Genomic DNA, 14,407 nt, shown 5'->3' on the forward strand with positions numbered 1-14,407 from the left:
CCCTGAAAATGTCGGTTCGATCTGTGCGGATAGATCTCAGCTTAGTATGTCCGCCGCTGGGATTTTACAGGCGGATAGGGAAAGAAATTCAGCGTTCACCGGCCATTTCCCCTTCGCTGGAAAGGCCGGGAAAGCCGGTCTGGCGCAGAGCCTCGTAAACACACACAGCCACCGTGTTGCTGAGATTCAGGCTGCGGGCCTCTTCCCGCATGGGGAGCCGAATACACCGGTCGGAATGCGCCTCCCGAAAATCCTTGGGCAGTCCCGCAGTTTCCTTTCCGAAAAACAGCCAGCAGCCGTCCCGGAATTCCGCCTCTTGATAAGAGCGGGGGGCTTTTGTCGTGGTGAGCCAGATATCCACGGCGTCTGGATTGCGATGAAAAAAGTCGTTCAGGTTTTCGTAGTCGAAGACCTGAACCAGATTCCAGTAATCCAGCCCTGCCCGTTTGACGGCCCGGTCCGAGATATCAAATCCCAGAGGGCGGATCAAATGAAGCCGCGCGCCGGTAGCGGCGCAGGTCCGAGCAATGTTTCCACAATTCTGCGGGATTTCCGGTTCCACAAGAACAACATTCAGCATTGAATCCCTCCATTTAATATGGCCGGGTCAATTGTAATCCATTACCTGCGCAAATTCAACCACTTTATATGAAAAAATCGTTTTTTTCAGAGAAAACCACTACAAAACTACGAGAAATTCTGCAAAATGCCGAAGTCAACGGCTAATTATCCGAAAAACTGTGGAAAATCTACATATTTTTTTGCTGAATCGTCGTTTTGCCGAAATAGAACCGGAATTTTCTGAAACAATTTACTAGGAAACACTGGATTTTCCTTAAATTTTTGTTATAATAGCTTTGCAACCGATCCCGCAGCGGATCTGGCCATGACTGCCGGGGTGTCCGCGCCCCGCAAATTATTCTCGAGGGAGGGGATACCGATGGATCAAAATCGCGCAGTCATTTTCCTGACAACTTCCCCGGACCCGGAACAGAAAAAACCGCTGATGCTGAAAGACATTCTGTTTTGCCCCATCCTTACGTGGGTGGTTCGCAAACTGAAGCGTGACGGCGTAGAGCGGTTTTTTGTTGTCTGCGGTCCGCAATATACCGACGAGGTTCGCGTCTGTTTTCCGGCAGACGCCGACGCAGTGATTTCCGACGAGCACCCCAAGCTGCTGGATTTTGTTTCCGGCGCGCGGCGGGTAATCGTCATTTCTCGTCCGGTGGTTCCGGCCAAGCAGGCCGGAGAGGGATATGTCTATTCTGCCGAAGGCTCCGCGCTGGCAGAGGGATGGCAAAAAGCCGCCACTGTCTTTTTCCAGAACGTGGACGGCGAGCGGGGCTGGATTGCCCTGAACTCCGACGCCGACATTCAAAATGTGGAACTGCACCTGCGGGATGAGATTGTCGCCGAGCACCTTGCAAACGGCGTGCGCATTCTGGACCCGAAGGCTGTCTATATCGACCCCCGGGTGGAAATCGGCCGGGGGACTATGGTCCTGCCCGGAACCATTTTACGGGGAGCAACCCGCATCGGCCAAGACTGCGTCATCGGCCCCAACGCCATGGTGCGGGACTGCACCGTGGGGGACGAGAGCGAGGTCAACGCTTCGCAGATCAACGAGTCCTCCATTGGCCGGCGGACCCATGTGGGGCCGTTTGCCTATGTCCGGCCAAACTGCCGCATCGGCGACGACATCAAGGTCGGCGACTTTGTGGAGGTGAAAAACTCCACCATCGGAGACGGGACGAAAATTTCCCATCTGACCTACGTGGGGGACAGCGACGTGGGCAAAAAAGTCAACTTTGGCTGCGGCACCGTTACCACAAATTACGACGGCTTCAAAAAATACCGCTGCACCATCGGCGATGAGTCCTTCATCGGCTGCAACACGAACCTTGTGGCTCCGGTCCGCGTGGGCAAGGGCAGCTATATCGCGGCGGGAGCGACCATCACCAAGGACGTGCCGGAGGATGCGCTGGCCGTGGCGCGGGTACAGCAGGAGAACAAAGACGGCTGGGCCGCGCGGCGGCGAAAGATGCACGGTAAATAAACGAATGATTCATTCACATATAACAGAAGAAAGAGGGCGTTGTTATGATTTCTCATGGCAAGGATATCAAGGTATTTTGCGGCAACTCCAACCCCCAGCTGGCGGCAGATGTCTGCAAACTGATGGGAACCAAACTGGGCGAGTCGGAGGTAGGTACCTTCTCCGACGGTGAGATTTTCGTTTCTCTGTATGAAACGGTTCGCGGCAGCGACGTGTTCGTGATCCAATCCACCTCCACCCCCGTCAACAACAATCTGATGGAGCTTCTCATCATGATCGACGCGCTGAAGCGCGCCTCCGCCGGACGCATTACCGCCGTGATGCCGTATTACGGCTATGCCCGGCAGGATCGCAAAGCCAAGGCCCGCGACCCCATTACCGCAAAGCTGGTGGCCAACATGCTCACCGCCGCCGGCGCCGACCGGGTGTTGACCATGGACCTGCACGCCTCTCAGATTCAGGGCTTCTTCGACATTCCCGTGGACAATCTGGCCGGCAACCCCATTTTCGTGGATTATTACGCCAAGAAGTTCGGCGCAAACTGCGAGAACATGATGGTGGTCTCCCCGGACGTGGGCAGCGTGGCCCGCGCCCGCGCCTTTGCTCAGAAGCTGCACATGAATCTGGCCATCGTGGATAAGCGCCGCCAGAAGGCCAACAGCTGCGAAGTCATGAACGTCATCGGCGACGTGAAGGGCATGGACTGCATTATTTTTGACGATATGGTGGATACCGGCGGATCTCTGTGCAACGCCGCGCAGGCTTTGATTGATGTGGGCGGTGCAAAGAGCGTCCACGCCTGCGCCAGCCACGGCGTTCTCTCCGGCCCGGCTATCGACCGGATCAACAACAGCGTGATTACCGAGCTGGCCCTGCTGGACACCATCGCCCCCATTGATGCAGGCAAATCCGACAAGATCAAGTACCTTGCCGTGGCGCCCATGTTTGCCGAGGCAATCGAGCGCATTTATCAGGAAGTTTCCATTTCCAAGCTGTTCCGCTGACTCGTCGGAGCAAAGTCCACTGCGTTCCGTTTCCCGCTTTGCGGAAAACTGCACTTCGTTTCCTTGCTCCTCCTCTTTCGGTCAAAACCCGCTTCGCCGGGCTTTTGACCGAATTGAGACACGGGACGGTAGACGGGGGACGAGGGACGGGAAACGCTTGGCACCTCTGCCCGGAATGCGGGACTACAATTTCAAATGATAGAAATAGACAAGGCGGGGGAGGCGACTTCCCCGCCCTGTTGGGCTTTCTTTTCTGCGGAGAATTTGGGTCGCCGTGAAATTGAGAGCACGGAATTTGATCACAGGGAGACAGGGCAATGTTGTTTGGAAACAAATCCTCCGGCGTGGACTGGCTGCTGGTCGGTCTGGGCAATCCCGGAGAAAAATACGCGAAGACCCGGCACAATATGGGCTTTCTCACCGTGGACCTTCTGGCGGAAAAACAGGGCGTCAAGCTGAACAAGGTGAAGTTCAAGGCCGCCTATAATATTCTGCATTTTGGCGGGGCGCGGGTGCTGGTGATGAAGCCCCAGACCTTTATGAATCTCTCCGGCGAAGCCGTGCACGAGGCCGCCCAGTTTTATAAAATTCCCGCCGACCATGTGCTTGTCATCTATGACGACGTATCTCTGCCCGTGGGAAAACTGCGGGTGCGGCCTTCCGGCTCCGCCGGGGGACACAACGGCATCAAAAACATCATCGCCCACTTGGGAACAGACCAGTTCCCCCGGGTGAAAATCGGCATCGGCGATCCCGGCGGGGCCGGGGAGGAGCGGGACATGATCGACTGGGTCATCGGCGTCCCGTCTCAGGCAGAGCGAAAAACTCTGCTGGACGTCTTCGCCCGCGCCATCGACGCGGCGGAGTGCGTGATTGAAAACGGCGACTGCCAGAAGGCGATGAATCACTTTAACTGAGCAAGGCTCAGAAACAGCGGCAGCAAAGGAAGATTTATGGAACAACTCCTGAAAAAACTGAATGAACTGCCGGAGCTTCGTGAAACGGTGGCCAGTCTTGAAAGCGGCAAAAGCCCCGTGGCGGTTTCCGGGCTGCAAAGTGCCCACCGCGCGGCCATCGGCGCGGCCATCGCCCACGCGATGGGCCGTCCGTCGGTCTTTCTCTGCGGGGACGAGCAGGAGGTCAAGCGCCTGAGCGGCGACCTTCATGCCCTGACGGGGGCGGAGCCGGTGACGCTGCTGGGCCGGGAGTGGCAGTTCCGAGCAGGGGCGGTGTCCTCCCGCGCTTGGGAGCAAAACCGTCTTGCCGCGCTGTATGCTCTGGCAAAGGGAAAGGCCCCTGTCTGCATCGCCACGGCGGACGCGCTGATGGCCCGCGCAATGCCCAAAAAGCAGCTATCTGCCGCCGTGCGGACACTGAAAGTCAGCGGAAAACTGGATTTGAACGAGCTGGCCGGACAGTTGACCGCCGCCGGCTACTCCCGGTGCGAGCAGGTGGAGGGCGTGGGCCAGTTTGCCATCCGGGGTGGGATTTTGGACGTGTTCTCCCCCCTGATGGAAAGCCCGGTGCGCTGCGAGTTGTTCGACGATGAGATCGACTCCATGGGCACATTTGACCCAGCCAGTCAGCGGCGGACGAAAAACATCAAGTCCGCACTGCTGCTGCCCGCTGCCGAGGTACTGCCCCATCAGGCAAACGGCGGAATCGAAGGGCTTGCCGCAACGCTTGACAAAGAGGCGGAAAAGCTGGAGAAAAAGGGCCGTGCCGCCGGCGCGGCGGAAACGTTGCGCACGGACGCCCAGCGGCTGCGCAACGGCGAAAATCTCGGCGGTGCGGACCGGTATCTCTGCGCGGTCTATCCGGAAGCAGCATGGGGCCTTGATTACCTGCCCGCCGACGCGGTGGTGTTTCTCAGCGAGACGGCGCGGGTGGAAGAGCGGGTCAAAGGCTTTGCCTTGCAGGTTCGACAGGACACCGAGGCTCTGCTGGAAGCAGGCGTTTTGACCGGGACATTTTCCCGGCTCTCACTGACCGGCGAGGAGTTTTTCTCTCATCTGGCGGAGTTTCCCACCGTGATGGAAACCTCTCTTCCCACCTCCCGCTACCCCATGTCCCCCAAGCATTTGGTGAACCTGACCACCAAGCAGCTGCCCTCCTACGGCGGAAGTCTTGAAACCGCGGCAGAAGACCTGAAGCATTATCGGACCGCAGAATACGGGGTTCTGATCCTCTGCGGCGGCGAAGCGCGGGCAAAAAACCTTTTGCGTCTGCTGGAAGAGCGGGACATTCCCGCCACGCTGGATCTCAAAAACGCGGCCATGCCCGCCCCGGGCGAGGTACGGCTCACCGCCGGTGCGTTGAGCGCGGGCAGCGAGTGGCCTCAGCTTCATCTGGCGGTGCTGACGGAGGGGCAGCTGACCCCCACCGCCCGAAAACGGCAAAAGCTGAAAAAGGACTCCAGCCGCCAAAAGCTCCAGTCCTTCACCGACCTCTCTCCCGGCGATCTGGTGGTTCACACCCAGCACGGCGTGGGCCGGTTCGCGGGACTGCGGAAAATGCCGGTAGACGGCGTGGAAAAGGACTATATCAAGATTGACTACGCCGCGGGAGACTGCCTGTATGTACCGGTGACGGCGCTGGATCAGGTGTCCAAGTATATCGGCAGCGGCGAGGACGGCGGCGAGCACCAGCGGCTCAATAAGCTGGGCGGAACCGAGTGGGCGCGGTCCAAGACCAAGGCGAAGGCCGCGGCCAAAGACCTTGCAAAGGGACTGATCGCCCTGTACGCCCAGCGGCAGAAGCAGCCCGGCTTTGCCTTCTCGCCGGATTCCCCCTGGCAGCAGGAGTTTGAAGACGCGTTTCCCTATCCCGAGACGGGCGACCAGCTCCGGGCCGTGGAGGAGATCAAGGCCGACATGGAACAGGCCCGGCCCATGGACCGTCTGCTGTGCGGCGACGTGGGATACGGCAAGACGGAGGTGGCGCTCCGGGGCGTGATGAAATGCGTGCTGGACGGAAAGCAGGCCGCCATTCTGGTCCCCACCACGATTTTGGCGCAGCAGCATTATGCCACCGCTATGAGCCGTTTTGCGGGCTTTCCCGTCAATGTGGAGGTCCTGTCCCGGTTCACAACCCCCAAAGAGCAAAAGCGGATTCTGGAGGCCACCCGCACCGGCGGCGTGGATGTCTTGATCGGCACCCACAAGCTGCTGCAAAAGTCCGTCCAGTTCAAGGATCTGGGGCTTCTTGTGATCGACGAGGAGCAGCGCTTCGGCGTGACTCACAAAGAGCGCCTGAAGGAGATGGCAAAACAGGTGGACACCCTCACCCTCTCCGCCACCCCCATCCCCCGGACGCTGAACATGGCCCTCAGCGGTCTGCGGGACATGAGCACCATTGAAGAGCCGCCCGCCGACCGTCAGCCGGTACAAACCTATGTGCTGGAGCACGACTGGGAGGTTTTGGCGGACGCCATCCGCCGGGAACTGAGCCGGGGCGGGCAGGTCTACTATCTCCACAACCGGGTGGAATCCATCTCCACCACCGCCGGTCGGCTGCAAAAGCTGCTGGGGCCGGAGGCCCGCATCGTCATCGGCCACGGAAAAATGTCGGAGCAGGAGCTTTCCGACGTGATGGGCCGGATGGTGGACGGCGAAGCGGACATTTTGGTATGCACCACCATCATCGAAACAGGCATTGATATTTCAAACGTGAATACACTGGTGATTGAGGACGCGGACAGGATGGGACTTGCCCAGCTGCATCAAATCCGCGGGCGTATCGGCCGCAGCACCCGCCGGGCCTACGCCTACCTCACCTACCGTCCCGGCAAGATTTTGCAGGAGACGGCCAGCAAGCGTCTGGGGGCCATCCGGGAATATGTGGAGTTCGGCTCCGGGTTCAAGATCGCCATGCGGGATCTGGAGATTCGGGGAGCAGGCAATCTGCTGGGTCCGGAGCAGTCCGGGTATCTGATGAGCGTGGGCTATGACATGTACCTGAAGCTCTTGGAGGAGGCGGTGCTGGAAGAAAAGGGCGAACAGCCCGTGCAGGCCGCAGAGTGTACCGCCGACCTGACGGTGAACGCCCACCTGCCCGAGCGGTATGTTCCCTCGGCGGAACAGCGGATGGACCTTTACCGCCGCATCGCCGCCATCCGCACACCGGAGGACTCCGGCGAGATTCTGGACGAACTGATGGATCGCTACGGCGACCCGCCCAAGCCCGTTTTGGCGTTGCTGGATGTGGCGCTGCTGCGGGCGGCGGCGCAGGCCGCCGGTATCACCGATCTGAGCCAAAAGGGCGACCGGCTGCGGCTGGAGCTGGGCCGGTTCTGCCCAGAGGCCTTGGCGTCGGTATGCGCCCTACCCAAGTACCGGCGTTTGCTGACGCTCAGTGCCGGGGACATTCCCATGCTGACGCTGCAGCTGCGCCCCGGCGCGGATGTGCTGGAAACAGCGACGGCGCTGGTGGAAGACCTTCGTCTGGCGTCGGACGATACGAAAGAAAAGGAGAACGGCCATGTCTGAAGAAAAGGACGGGCGGCAGGAGCTGCCCCAAAAGGCGGAAAAGCTCGAAAAGCCGGAGAAGCCGGAAAAGGGACCCAATGAGCGGGGGAAAATGACCTTTCGCCGTTTTATGCGCAGCTATGGCTACCTGTTCACCACGGTGATCGTGATGCTGGTGCTGTTTCGGGGCATTTTCCTGCTGGGCTTCGTCACCAGCGGTTCTATGGAATCAACCCTTCCTACCCACTCTGTGTTTTTGAGCTGGCACCTGAGCTACGCTTTGGGCGATCCAATGCCGGAGCGGGGCGATATCGTGCTGTTCGACAGCGACGAACTGGGGCAGACGCTGGTGAAGCGGGTTGTGGGACTCCCGGGTGAAACTGTTTCTTTCCGGGACGGGCAGGTACTGGTAAACGGCTCCGCGCTGGAGGAAACTTATCTGCCCGTGCAGGGGATCACTTATCCCCAAAACGAGGGAGACGGTTTCACCGTGCCCGACGGGTGCGTCTTTTTGCTGGGGGACCACCGGGACAATTCTCTGGACAGCCGTTTCTGGCAAGACCCCTTTATTTCCGTGACCAATATCCGCGCCCGGGCGTTGGTAGACATCTCCCTGTGGCCGGGCAATACGTGGCTCGGCGTGCGCCGGGTGGGATAAGTGCGCCCGCCTGCCCCGCCGAGAGGAAGGAGCAGGTTTATGAAACGGGCGTTGACTGCCGCGCTGGCGGCCATGCTGCTGCTCTCCGGCTGTGGAAAGCAGACGGAGCAGCCTTCCGGACTTTACTATGAGGCTTCCGGCATTGCGCCGGACGCGGTCCTGCTGACCGTGGACGAGCGCGAAGTCCCGGCAGCCCGATATTTCTATTGGCTGACCGCCGACTGCGACTATCTGGTGGATCAGGCGGCCGGCGAGCCGGACTGGTCTGAGGACGTAGGCGGGCAGACCTTGGACGAATATGTCAAGGAGCAAGCCCTGTCCTCGACGGTGTTTTACGCCGTTGTGGAATCTTTGGCGGAATCCCACAACTGTGTGCTCACCGCCGAGGACTTGGCCGCCATGGACGAAGACTGGGCAAATCAGGCGGCTGCCGCAGGCGGAACGGACGCATACCTTGCCGCTCTGTCGCAAAAGGGTTTGGATCAGGCGGGCGCGCAACTGTTCTCCGCGGATTACTATTTATACGAACATCTGCGGGCTTTGTCGCGGGCCGACGGAAGCGACCTGGCACCGCAGGATGGGGCTGTGGCCACCTATGCGCAAGCCGCCAGGCTGTACACCGCGGACACGCTGTTATTCCCCAATGCGGACTTGGCGGCGGTGGCCCGCTCCGAGCTTGAAAAGGACCCAAGTTTAGACCCCCAGACCTCAAAGGACGGCACATATGCCTCCGTCACTGCCGTGCCGGGAGACGGGACTCTCTCCTCCGCGGCAGAAAGCGCCCTCGCGGGACTTTCGTCGGATCAGTGGAGTCAGCCGGTAGAAACAAGCGCCGGGATACTCCTGCTCCGTCCCGCGCCGCTGGATGAAGACGCCGCCGCAGACCTCTGGTTTGACGCGCAGATGCAAAACCGGGCGGAACAGGCGCAAGTGACGTTCTCTAAGGAATACGACAGCTTTACCACCGCCTCGTTTTACAAAGGTGTGTGTACAGCGCGGCGCGGCGCGAAATAACCGCGCATCGGCTCTCCTAAGTCCCATTGTTTACATATCTTTCCCATGCCTGCAACCCCCTATTGCAGGGTCGAAAAATCACGGGATTTTACACGGCCCCTGCCGTTTTCGTCAAGGTGACGAAAACGGCAGGGGTTTTGTCAAAGATTTAACAAAATTTCCCCAAGTCCTATTTTAGCCATTGACGCAAGGCAGAAATTCCCCTATAATAAAAATAACGACGGCAAAGAAGAAGTTCATTTGCCAAAATTTTGACAATCATGTTATGGTTTTGACAAACTTCTCCCGCACCGCATTCCTATCGTTTTCCCGCGCGGGCGAAAAAGCGGCCCGCGTCCAATGAAGAATTTTATAAAAATGGAGGATCATCATGAAAGAACTTTATGTCGTGAATTGCTGCCGTACAGCCATCGGCTCTTTTGGCGGCACGCTGAAGAACACTCCTGCCACCGAACTGGGTTCCATTGTGGTCAAGGAAGCTCTCAATCGTGCCGGTGTGAAGCCCGAGCAGGTTGACGAAGTGATGTTCGGCTGCATTCTGACCGCAGGTCTTGGTCAGAACGTCGCCCGTCAGGTCGCCGTCAAGGCCGGCATCCCCTATTCTGTTCCCGCGTACACCGTGGGCATGGTCTGCGGTTCCGGTATGAAGTCCGTCATCGAAGGTGCCCGCTCCATTCTGGCCGGCGACGCCGACGTTATTGTCTGCGGCGGCACCGAGAACATGTCCGCCGCTCCCTATGCCGCTCCCGACGCCCGCTGGGGCGCTCGCATGGGCGACAAGAAGCTGGTCGACACCATGATCAAGGACGGCCTGTGGGATGCGTTCAACAACTACCACATGGGCACCACCGCCGAGAACATCTGCGATGTGTGGGGCATCACCCGTCAGGAGCTGGACGAGTTCGCCGTCTCCTCTCAGCAGAAGTGCGAAGCCGCTCAGGCTGCCGGCAAATTTGACGACGAGATCGTGGCCGTCCCCGTGAAGGTCAAGAAGGACATCGTCGAATTCAAGAAGGACGAGTTCCCCCGCGCAGGCACCACTCTGGAAGGCGTTGGCAAGATGAAGGGCGCTTTCCCCGTGGGTCCCGAGTCCCCCAATCCTCAGGTCGTACATACTTTTGAGGTCACCGGCGCCAAGGAAACCGACGACAAGGGTACTCAGCGTGTGACCGCAGCTTCCTCCTCCGGCATCAACGACGGCGCTGCCGCTATCGTTCTGGCTTCCGGCGAGGCTGTTGCCAAGTACGGTCTGAAGCCCATGGCCAAGTTGATTGGCTGGGGTCAGGGCGGCGTCGATCCCAAGATCATGGGCGTGGGTCCCGTGCCCGCCTCTCAGCAGGCCATGAAGAAGGCCGGCGTGACCATCGACGACATGGATCTGGTCGAGGCCAACGAGGCTTTCGCAGCACAGTCTATCGCTGTGGCTCGCGAGCTGCACTTCGATATGAGCAAGGTTAACGTCAACGGCGGCGCTCTGTCTCTGGGCCACCCCGTGGGCTGCTCCGGCGCTCGTATCATCGTCACTCTGCTGCATGAGCTGCAGAAGCGCGACGATGCCAAGAAGGGTCTTGCTACCCTGTGCATCGGCGGCGGTCAGGGTGTTGCCACGATCTTCGAGAAGTGCTGATTTTCTGATCTATACATAAAGGACGCCCGCGGGAAACTGCGGGCGTCCTTTTCGTTTGCTGACATTTTCAAATGGATTTTTTGTGGTTTATAGCAGCGTCATTCCGCAAAGATGTCGGCTAAAAGCTCCACCGTCTCCGGCAGACGCTCCTTTTCAAGCCCCGCGTAATTCACCACCAGCGTGTGCGCAAACGCCGTCTCCTGCCGCTGGGTATACTCGGACAGAAAGCCCAGCCGGACACCCCGTTCCCGCGCCCGGGCGGCAATTTCCTCGTCGGTTCGTTCGGTGTCCAGCCGCATCAGGAAGTGAAGTCCCGCCCCCTGCTCCGCTATATGAATGCACTGGGCAAAGGAGCTGCGTCCAAATGCCTCCAGCACGGCGGAGCGCCGGGCGCGATACTCCGTCCGCATTCGGGCCAAATGCTGCTCATAGTAGCCCTGCTCCAAAAATCGGGTCAGAACATATTGCTCCGTGGCTGGAACCGTGCAGGCATAAAAATCAAGCTCCCGGCGGTACTGCTCCAAAAGCCGGGGCGGCAGCGCCAAAAAGCCCACACGCATGGATGGGGCAATCGTCTGGGAAAACGTATTCAGATACGCTACCCGGCCTTCCCCGTCAATGCTTTGCAGCGGCGGAATCGGCCGTCCGGTAAAGCGCAATTCGCTGTCGTAATCGTCCTCAATAATCACCCCGCCAGTCTCATCCGCCCAACGCAGCAGCTCCTGCCGCCGCCGGATCGGCGTGGCCAGCCCGGTGGGGTACTGATGGGAGGGGGACAGGTGCGCCGCGCCTGCGCCCGCGGCGCGCAGAGCGTCCGGGTTCATGCCCTCGGCGTCCAGCGGCAGCGGGACGCACCGGACTCCGCTTTTTTCATATACCTGCCGAATTTTCGGATAACCCGGGTCCTCCACCGCCAGTACCGTGTCCCGTCCCAACAGCTGGGCCAGCAGAAGATAGAGATACTCCGCTCCCGCGCCGATCACGATCTGTTCCGGCGACACGGAAAGCCCGCGATAATTCCGCAGATCACTGCAAATCGCCTCGCGCAGGGCATACAGCCCCTGATTCGGCAGCGGAGAGAGGAGGGCAGGCCCTTCCTCTGCCAGCACCTGCCGCGTCAGCCGTGTCCATGTCGCCAGCGGAAAGCGGGCGGCGTCCACCCGGTTCGTTTTCAAATCCAGCCGCCACAATCGCTCCTGCCGGGGCTGAATATCCGCCGCAGGCCGCCGCGCCGGGGCGCTCCGCTCCACCTGAGCAACAAAAAATCCGCTGCGGGGACGGGTATGGACGTATCCCTCCGCCTCCAGCTGCTGATACGCCCCCTCCACCGTGATGACTGAGACGCCCAGATGCTCCGCCAGCGCCCGCTTGGAGGGCAGCCGCTCCCCCACATGCAAGGCCCCCGAGAGAATATCCTCCCGAATACAGCGGTATAGATACTCGTACAGGGGCAGTCCGCCCCGCTCCTCCAGAGAATATGTCAGCATCTGCTCTCTCCAATCTGACCTTATCGAAATTTTACAATTTGAGTATTTCAATCATACCATATACGCGCTACAATAAGCTCAATTGAAGCCGAGAGGAGTCAGAGAAACATGGAAAAAGCAATGAAACCCGCATCTTCTGCCGCCCCGGACACACGGGTGCGCACCATCGTCACCACGGCCCTGCTGGCGGCCTTGGCCTGCGCCGCCACAATGGTGATCCACGTCCCATCGCCCACAGGCGGTTATATGAACCTGGGCGACACAGTCGTGCTGCTGGGGGCATTTTTACTGGGTCCGTGGTACGGCGCGCTGGCTGGCGGCATTGGTTCCGCCATGGCGGACGCTCTGTCCGGTTACATGGTGTATGTCCCCGCCACGCTGATCATCAAGGCCATTATGGCGATTGTGGCCGGACTTGTGTATCGCGCCCTGCGGGAAAAATCGGTTGGTATGCTTCTCTCCGCGCTGGTTGGCGAAATCCCCATGGTCGTGGGCTACTGGCTGTTCGACGCACTGCTGATGGGCAGCTTTATCGGCAGTTCGGTAGGCATCCCCAGCAATCTGGTGCAGGCAGGCTTTGGCATCGTCGTCTCCGTTTTTCTGGCGACGGCTCTGCGGAAGAGCGGCTACGTGCGAAGCAAATTTTCCAATCTGTAACGTAAAATTTTTTTAAAATACATGCAGAGGGGGCGGAACAAAAGTTCCGTCCCCTCGTTTTCGGCGCATCTGCGGCTTGCAGCCATCAGGATCGCTTTATCCCATCATGCTTCCGTCTGCTGCAATGTGTCGAGATACCAGCTTCCCATCAGCAGCAGCGGCAGAATCAGGAAAACATGAAACGGGGGAAACAGCGCGACAGAAATTCCATACATCGCCGCGCCGCACAGCAAAAGTCGGTTTTGATTCCCAATCATTCCCGCAGCTCCAAGCAGCACGGCTAACGCCGCACAAATTAAGTGCGGCCAAACCACCCATGTGGCAATTCCACCCCACATCACGCCCCCGCTTTTCACAAGGTAGCACAGCGCACAAACCACGTATGCCGCCCCTGCCGCACAGGACAGCCCCAGTTTCATCTTCTTGGTTCCCGCCATCTTTTTTGAACATCCCACCATTTTGTTCACAGCCCTCCAATTTTGGTAATATATACAATATACATCCGTATTCATTTTCTTGCAAGGCGTTTTACTCATTTCCCATAACTTACCAAGGTCTTTTAAAGACGGTACTCCAAAAAATCTTTTCCGCGTTTTTCCGAATGGAGCGGGTTTCATCTGCGAAGACTATTGGAGTATCGCAAGAGGCGCTGTATCGGATCACACCATCTCCGCAGCACAGGCAACCGCTTATATCACATCTGAAAGGATCCATCATTTATGAAAAAGAAAATTCCGAAAAAAAGCGATATTAAGCCAGAAATCCAGTCTGTCAAGGCCATGCTGGACTTTTCTTCAGACAAGACTGATCCGCAGGGCAGTTACACCGGTTGTCCCGCAAATCCACACGAAAAGCCAGTGCAGGACGTTGACGATTTGTAATTCAGCCCGTATCCCTGTACGGATTTGAATCTTGTGCAAATATGGGGGAATATCCGGGGCACGGCGGCCCCGGATATTTTTTGCAAATTTTTCCTCTGGCTTTTTATTTATTTACGGTGCATAATTATATCACAAAATTATGGGAGGGCACCTATGAAATCACTGTATTGCATGACACAGAGCACATTCGGCGCGGAGGACGGAAACCATTACATCGCGTTCGGGATCAAACACGCCGAGGACAACAGCATCCTCTTCGATGACATTTCAACGAACCGGGAAATCGTTGAAACCATGGTACATATCCTGAATCAGCGGGAAGTGCCGACGGAAAAGGCGAAAGATGTGATCGACTGTATGGTATCAATGGATGCGCGGTACTTAAATCTGACGATGTCCCTCTGTCGTTAACCGCTGCGCGAAAAAGCCCCGGAGCCGCTGCTTGTTCAGCGCTCTGGGGCTTGCGGATTTGTTTCACAGCGTTGGAATGGCTTGAATAAGAAAAAATTTTTCCGCATTCGCCCGAAACCCAGCGCAAGAGAACACGGTCCACCCCG

Annotated in this window: 13 protein-coding genes; 10 read left to right on the top strand and 3 right to left on the bottom strand. The window is 58.4% G+C overall.

The annotated features are described in order from the left end of the window. Positions 1-88: 88 nt before the first annotated feature. Positions 89-580: a tRNA (cytidine(34)-2'-O)-methyltransferase gene (locus ON16_RS04950; RefSeq protein WP_040660016.1), complete on the bottom strand. Its 492-nt coding sequence runs from the start codon at positions 578-580 to the stop codon at positions 89-91. Positions 581-940: 360 nt separating this feature from the next. Here ON16_RS04950 and ON16_RS04955 point away from each other — a divergent pair, with 360 nt between their 5' ends. From ON16_RS04955 to ON16_RS04985, 7 genes are all read left to right on the top strand, one after another. After that, positions 941-2,056: a DapH/DapD/GlmU-related protein gene (locus ON16_RS04955; RefSeq protein WP_040660017.1), complete on the top strand. Its 1,116-nt coding sequence runs from the start codon at positions 941-943 to the stop codon at positions 2,054-2,056. Between the two features lie 44 nt (positions 2,057-2,100). Then, positions 2,101-3,060, top strand: coding sequence for a ribose-phosphate pyrophosphokinase (locus ON16_RS04960; protein ID WP_040660019.1), 960 nt, complete (start codon positions 2,101-2,103; stop codon positions 3,058-3,060). 317 nt (positions 3,061-3,377) lie between these two features. Beyond that, complete coding sequence (gene pth / locus ON16_RS04965; protein ID WP_040660021.1) at positions 3,378-3,977, top strand: aminoacyl-tRNA hydrolase; 600 nt, start codon at positions 3,378-3,380, stop codon at positions 3,975-3,977. A gap of 36 nt (positions 3,978-4,013) precedes the next feature. Beyond that, entirely contained in the window at positions 4,014-7,547 is a 3,534-nt protein-coding gene (gene mfd, locus ON16_RS04970; protein ID WP_040660023.1) for a transcription-repair coupling factor, read from the top strand. Then, a complete protein-coding gene (gene lepB / locus ON16_RS04975; RefSeq protein ID WP_051131542.1) occupies positions 7,540-8,184 on the top strand; it encodes a signal peptidase I in 645 nt (214 codons plus the stop codon). Before mfd ends, lepB begins: the two co-directional genes overlap by 8 nt. 39 nt (positions 8,185-8,223) lie before the next feature. Then, a complete protein-coding gene (locus ON16_RS04980; RefSeq protein WP_040660025.1) occupies positions 8,224-9,198 on the top strand; it encodes a peptidylprolyl isomerase in 975 nt (324 codons plus the stop codon). A 370-nt stretch (positions 9,199-9,568) separates the two neighbouring features. Beyond that, positions 9,569-10,825 (top strand): acetyl-CoA C-acetyltransferase, encoded by a 1,257-nt coding sequence (locus ON16_RS04985; RefSeq protein WP_040660027.1) that lies wholly within the window; start codon positions 9,569-9,571, stop codon positions 10,823-10,825. A 98-nt stretch (positions 10,826-10,923) separates the two neighbouring features. Here the strand turns inward: ON16_RS04985 and pdxR are convergent, their stop codons facing one another. Continuing rightward, entirely contained in the window at positions 10,924-12,312 is a 1,389-nt protein-coding gene (pdxR, locus tag ON16_RS04990; RefSeq protein ID WP_040660028.1) for a MocR-like pyridoxine biosynthesis transcription factor PdxR, read from the bottom strand. Between the two features lie 108 nt (positions 12,313-12,420). Between pdxR and ON16_RS04995 the strand changes: the two genes are divergently transcribed. Further along, the gene (locus ON16_RS04995; RefSeq protein WP_051131543.1) at positions 12,421-12,969 is read left to right on the top strand and encodes an ECF transporter S component; all 549 of its coding nucleotides are present in this window, start codon (positions 12,421-12,423) and stop codon (positions 12,967-12,969) included. Between the two features lie 104 nt (positions 12,970-13,073). On the opposite strand, the gene ON16_RS05000 is transcribed toward ON16_RS04995, so the two are convergent. Next, positions 13,074-13,406, bottom strand: a complete 333-nt coding sequence (locus tag ON16_RS05000) for a hypothetical protein (protein ID WP_144032054.1) — start codon at positions 13,404-13,406, stop codon at positions 13,074-13,076. 282 nt (positions 13,407-13,688) lie between these two features. Between ON16_RS05000 and ON16_RS15900 the strand changes: the two genes are divergently transcribed. Together ON16_RS15900 and ON16_RS05005 are read left to right on the top strand one after the other, a co-directional pair. Beyond that, positions 13,689-13,850: a hypothetical protein gene (locus ON16_RS15900; protein ID WP_162829293.1), complete on the top strand. Its 162-nt coding sequence runs from the start codon at positions 13,689-13,691 to the stop codon at positions 13,848-13,850. A 153-nt stretch (positions 13,851-14,003) separates the two neighbouring features. Next, a complete protein-coding gene (locus tag ON16_RS05005; RefSeq protein ID WP_040660032.1) occupies positions 14,004-14,261 on the top strand; it encodes a hypothetical protein in 258 nt (85 codons plus the stop codon). Positions 14,262-14,407 lie beyond the last annotated feature (146 nt).

The organism is Oscillibacter ruminantium GH1 (genome assembly GCF_000307265.1).
In the GTDB taxonomy this organism is placed as follows: domain Bacteria; phylum Bacillota; class Clostridia; order Oscillospirales; family Oscillospiraceae; genus Oscillibacter; species Oscillibacter ruminantium.

Excerpts from the sequence above, each read along its gene's own strand:
- ON16_RS04960 (WP_040660019.1), top strand. The coding sequence starts at position 2,101 with ATGATTTCTCATGGCAAGGATATCAAGGTATTTTGCGGCAACTCCAAC.
- ON16_RS04995 (WP_051131543.1), top strand. The coding sequence starts at position 12,421 with ATGGAAAAAGCAATGAAACCCGCATCTTCTGCCGCCCCGGACACACGG.
- ON16_RS15900 (WP_162829293.1), top strand. The coding sequence starts at position 13,689 with ATGAAAAAGAAAATTCCGAAAAAAAGCGATATTAAGCCAGAAATCCAG.
- mfd (WP_040660023.1), top strand. The coding sequence starts at position 4,014 with ATGGAACAACTCCTGAAAAAACTGAATGAACTGCCGGAGCTTCGTGAA.
- lepB (WP_051131542.1), top strand. The coding sequence starts at position 7,540 with ATGTCTGAAGAAAAGGACGGGCGGCAGGAGCTGCCCCAAAAGGCGGAA.
- ON16_RS05000 (WP_144032054.1), bottom strand. The coding sequence starts at position 13,406 with ATGGCGGGAACCAAGAAGATGAAACTGGGGCTGTCCTGTGCGGCAGGG.
- ON16_RS04950 (WP_040660016.1), bottom strand. The coding sequence starts at position 580 with ATGCTGAATGTTGTTCTTGTGGAACCGGAAATCCCGCAGAATTGTGGA.
- ON16_RS05005 (WP_040660032.1), top strand. The coding sequence starts at position 14,004 with ATGAAATCACTGTATTGCATGACACAGAGCACATTCGGCGCGGAGGAC.
- ON16_RS04955 (WP_040660017.1), top strand. The coding sequence starts at position 941 with ATGGATCAAAATCGCGCAGTCATTTTCCTGACAACTTCCCCGGACCCG.
- pdxR (WP_040660028.1), bottom strand. The coding sequence starts at position 12,312 with ATGCTGACATATTCTCTGGAGGAGCGGGGCGGACTGCCCCTGTACGAG.
- ON16_RS04985 (WP_040660027.1), top strand. The coding sequence starts at position 9,569 with ATGAAAGAACTTTATGTCGTGAATTGCTGCCGTACAGCCATCGGCTCT.
- ON16_RS04980 (WP_040660025.1), top strand. The coding sequence starts at position 8,224 with ATGAAACGGGCGTTGACTGCCGCGCTGGCGGCCATGCTGCTGCTCTCC.
- pth (WP_040660021.1), top strand. The coding sequence starts at position 3,378 with ATGTTGTTTGGAAACAAATCCTCCGGCGTGGACTGGCTGCTGGTCGGT.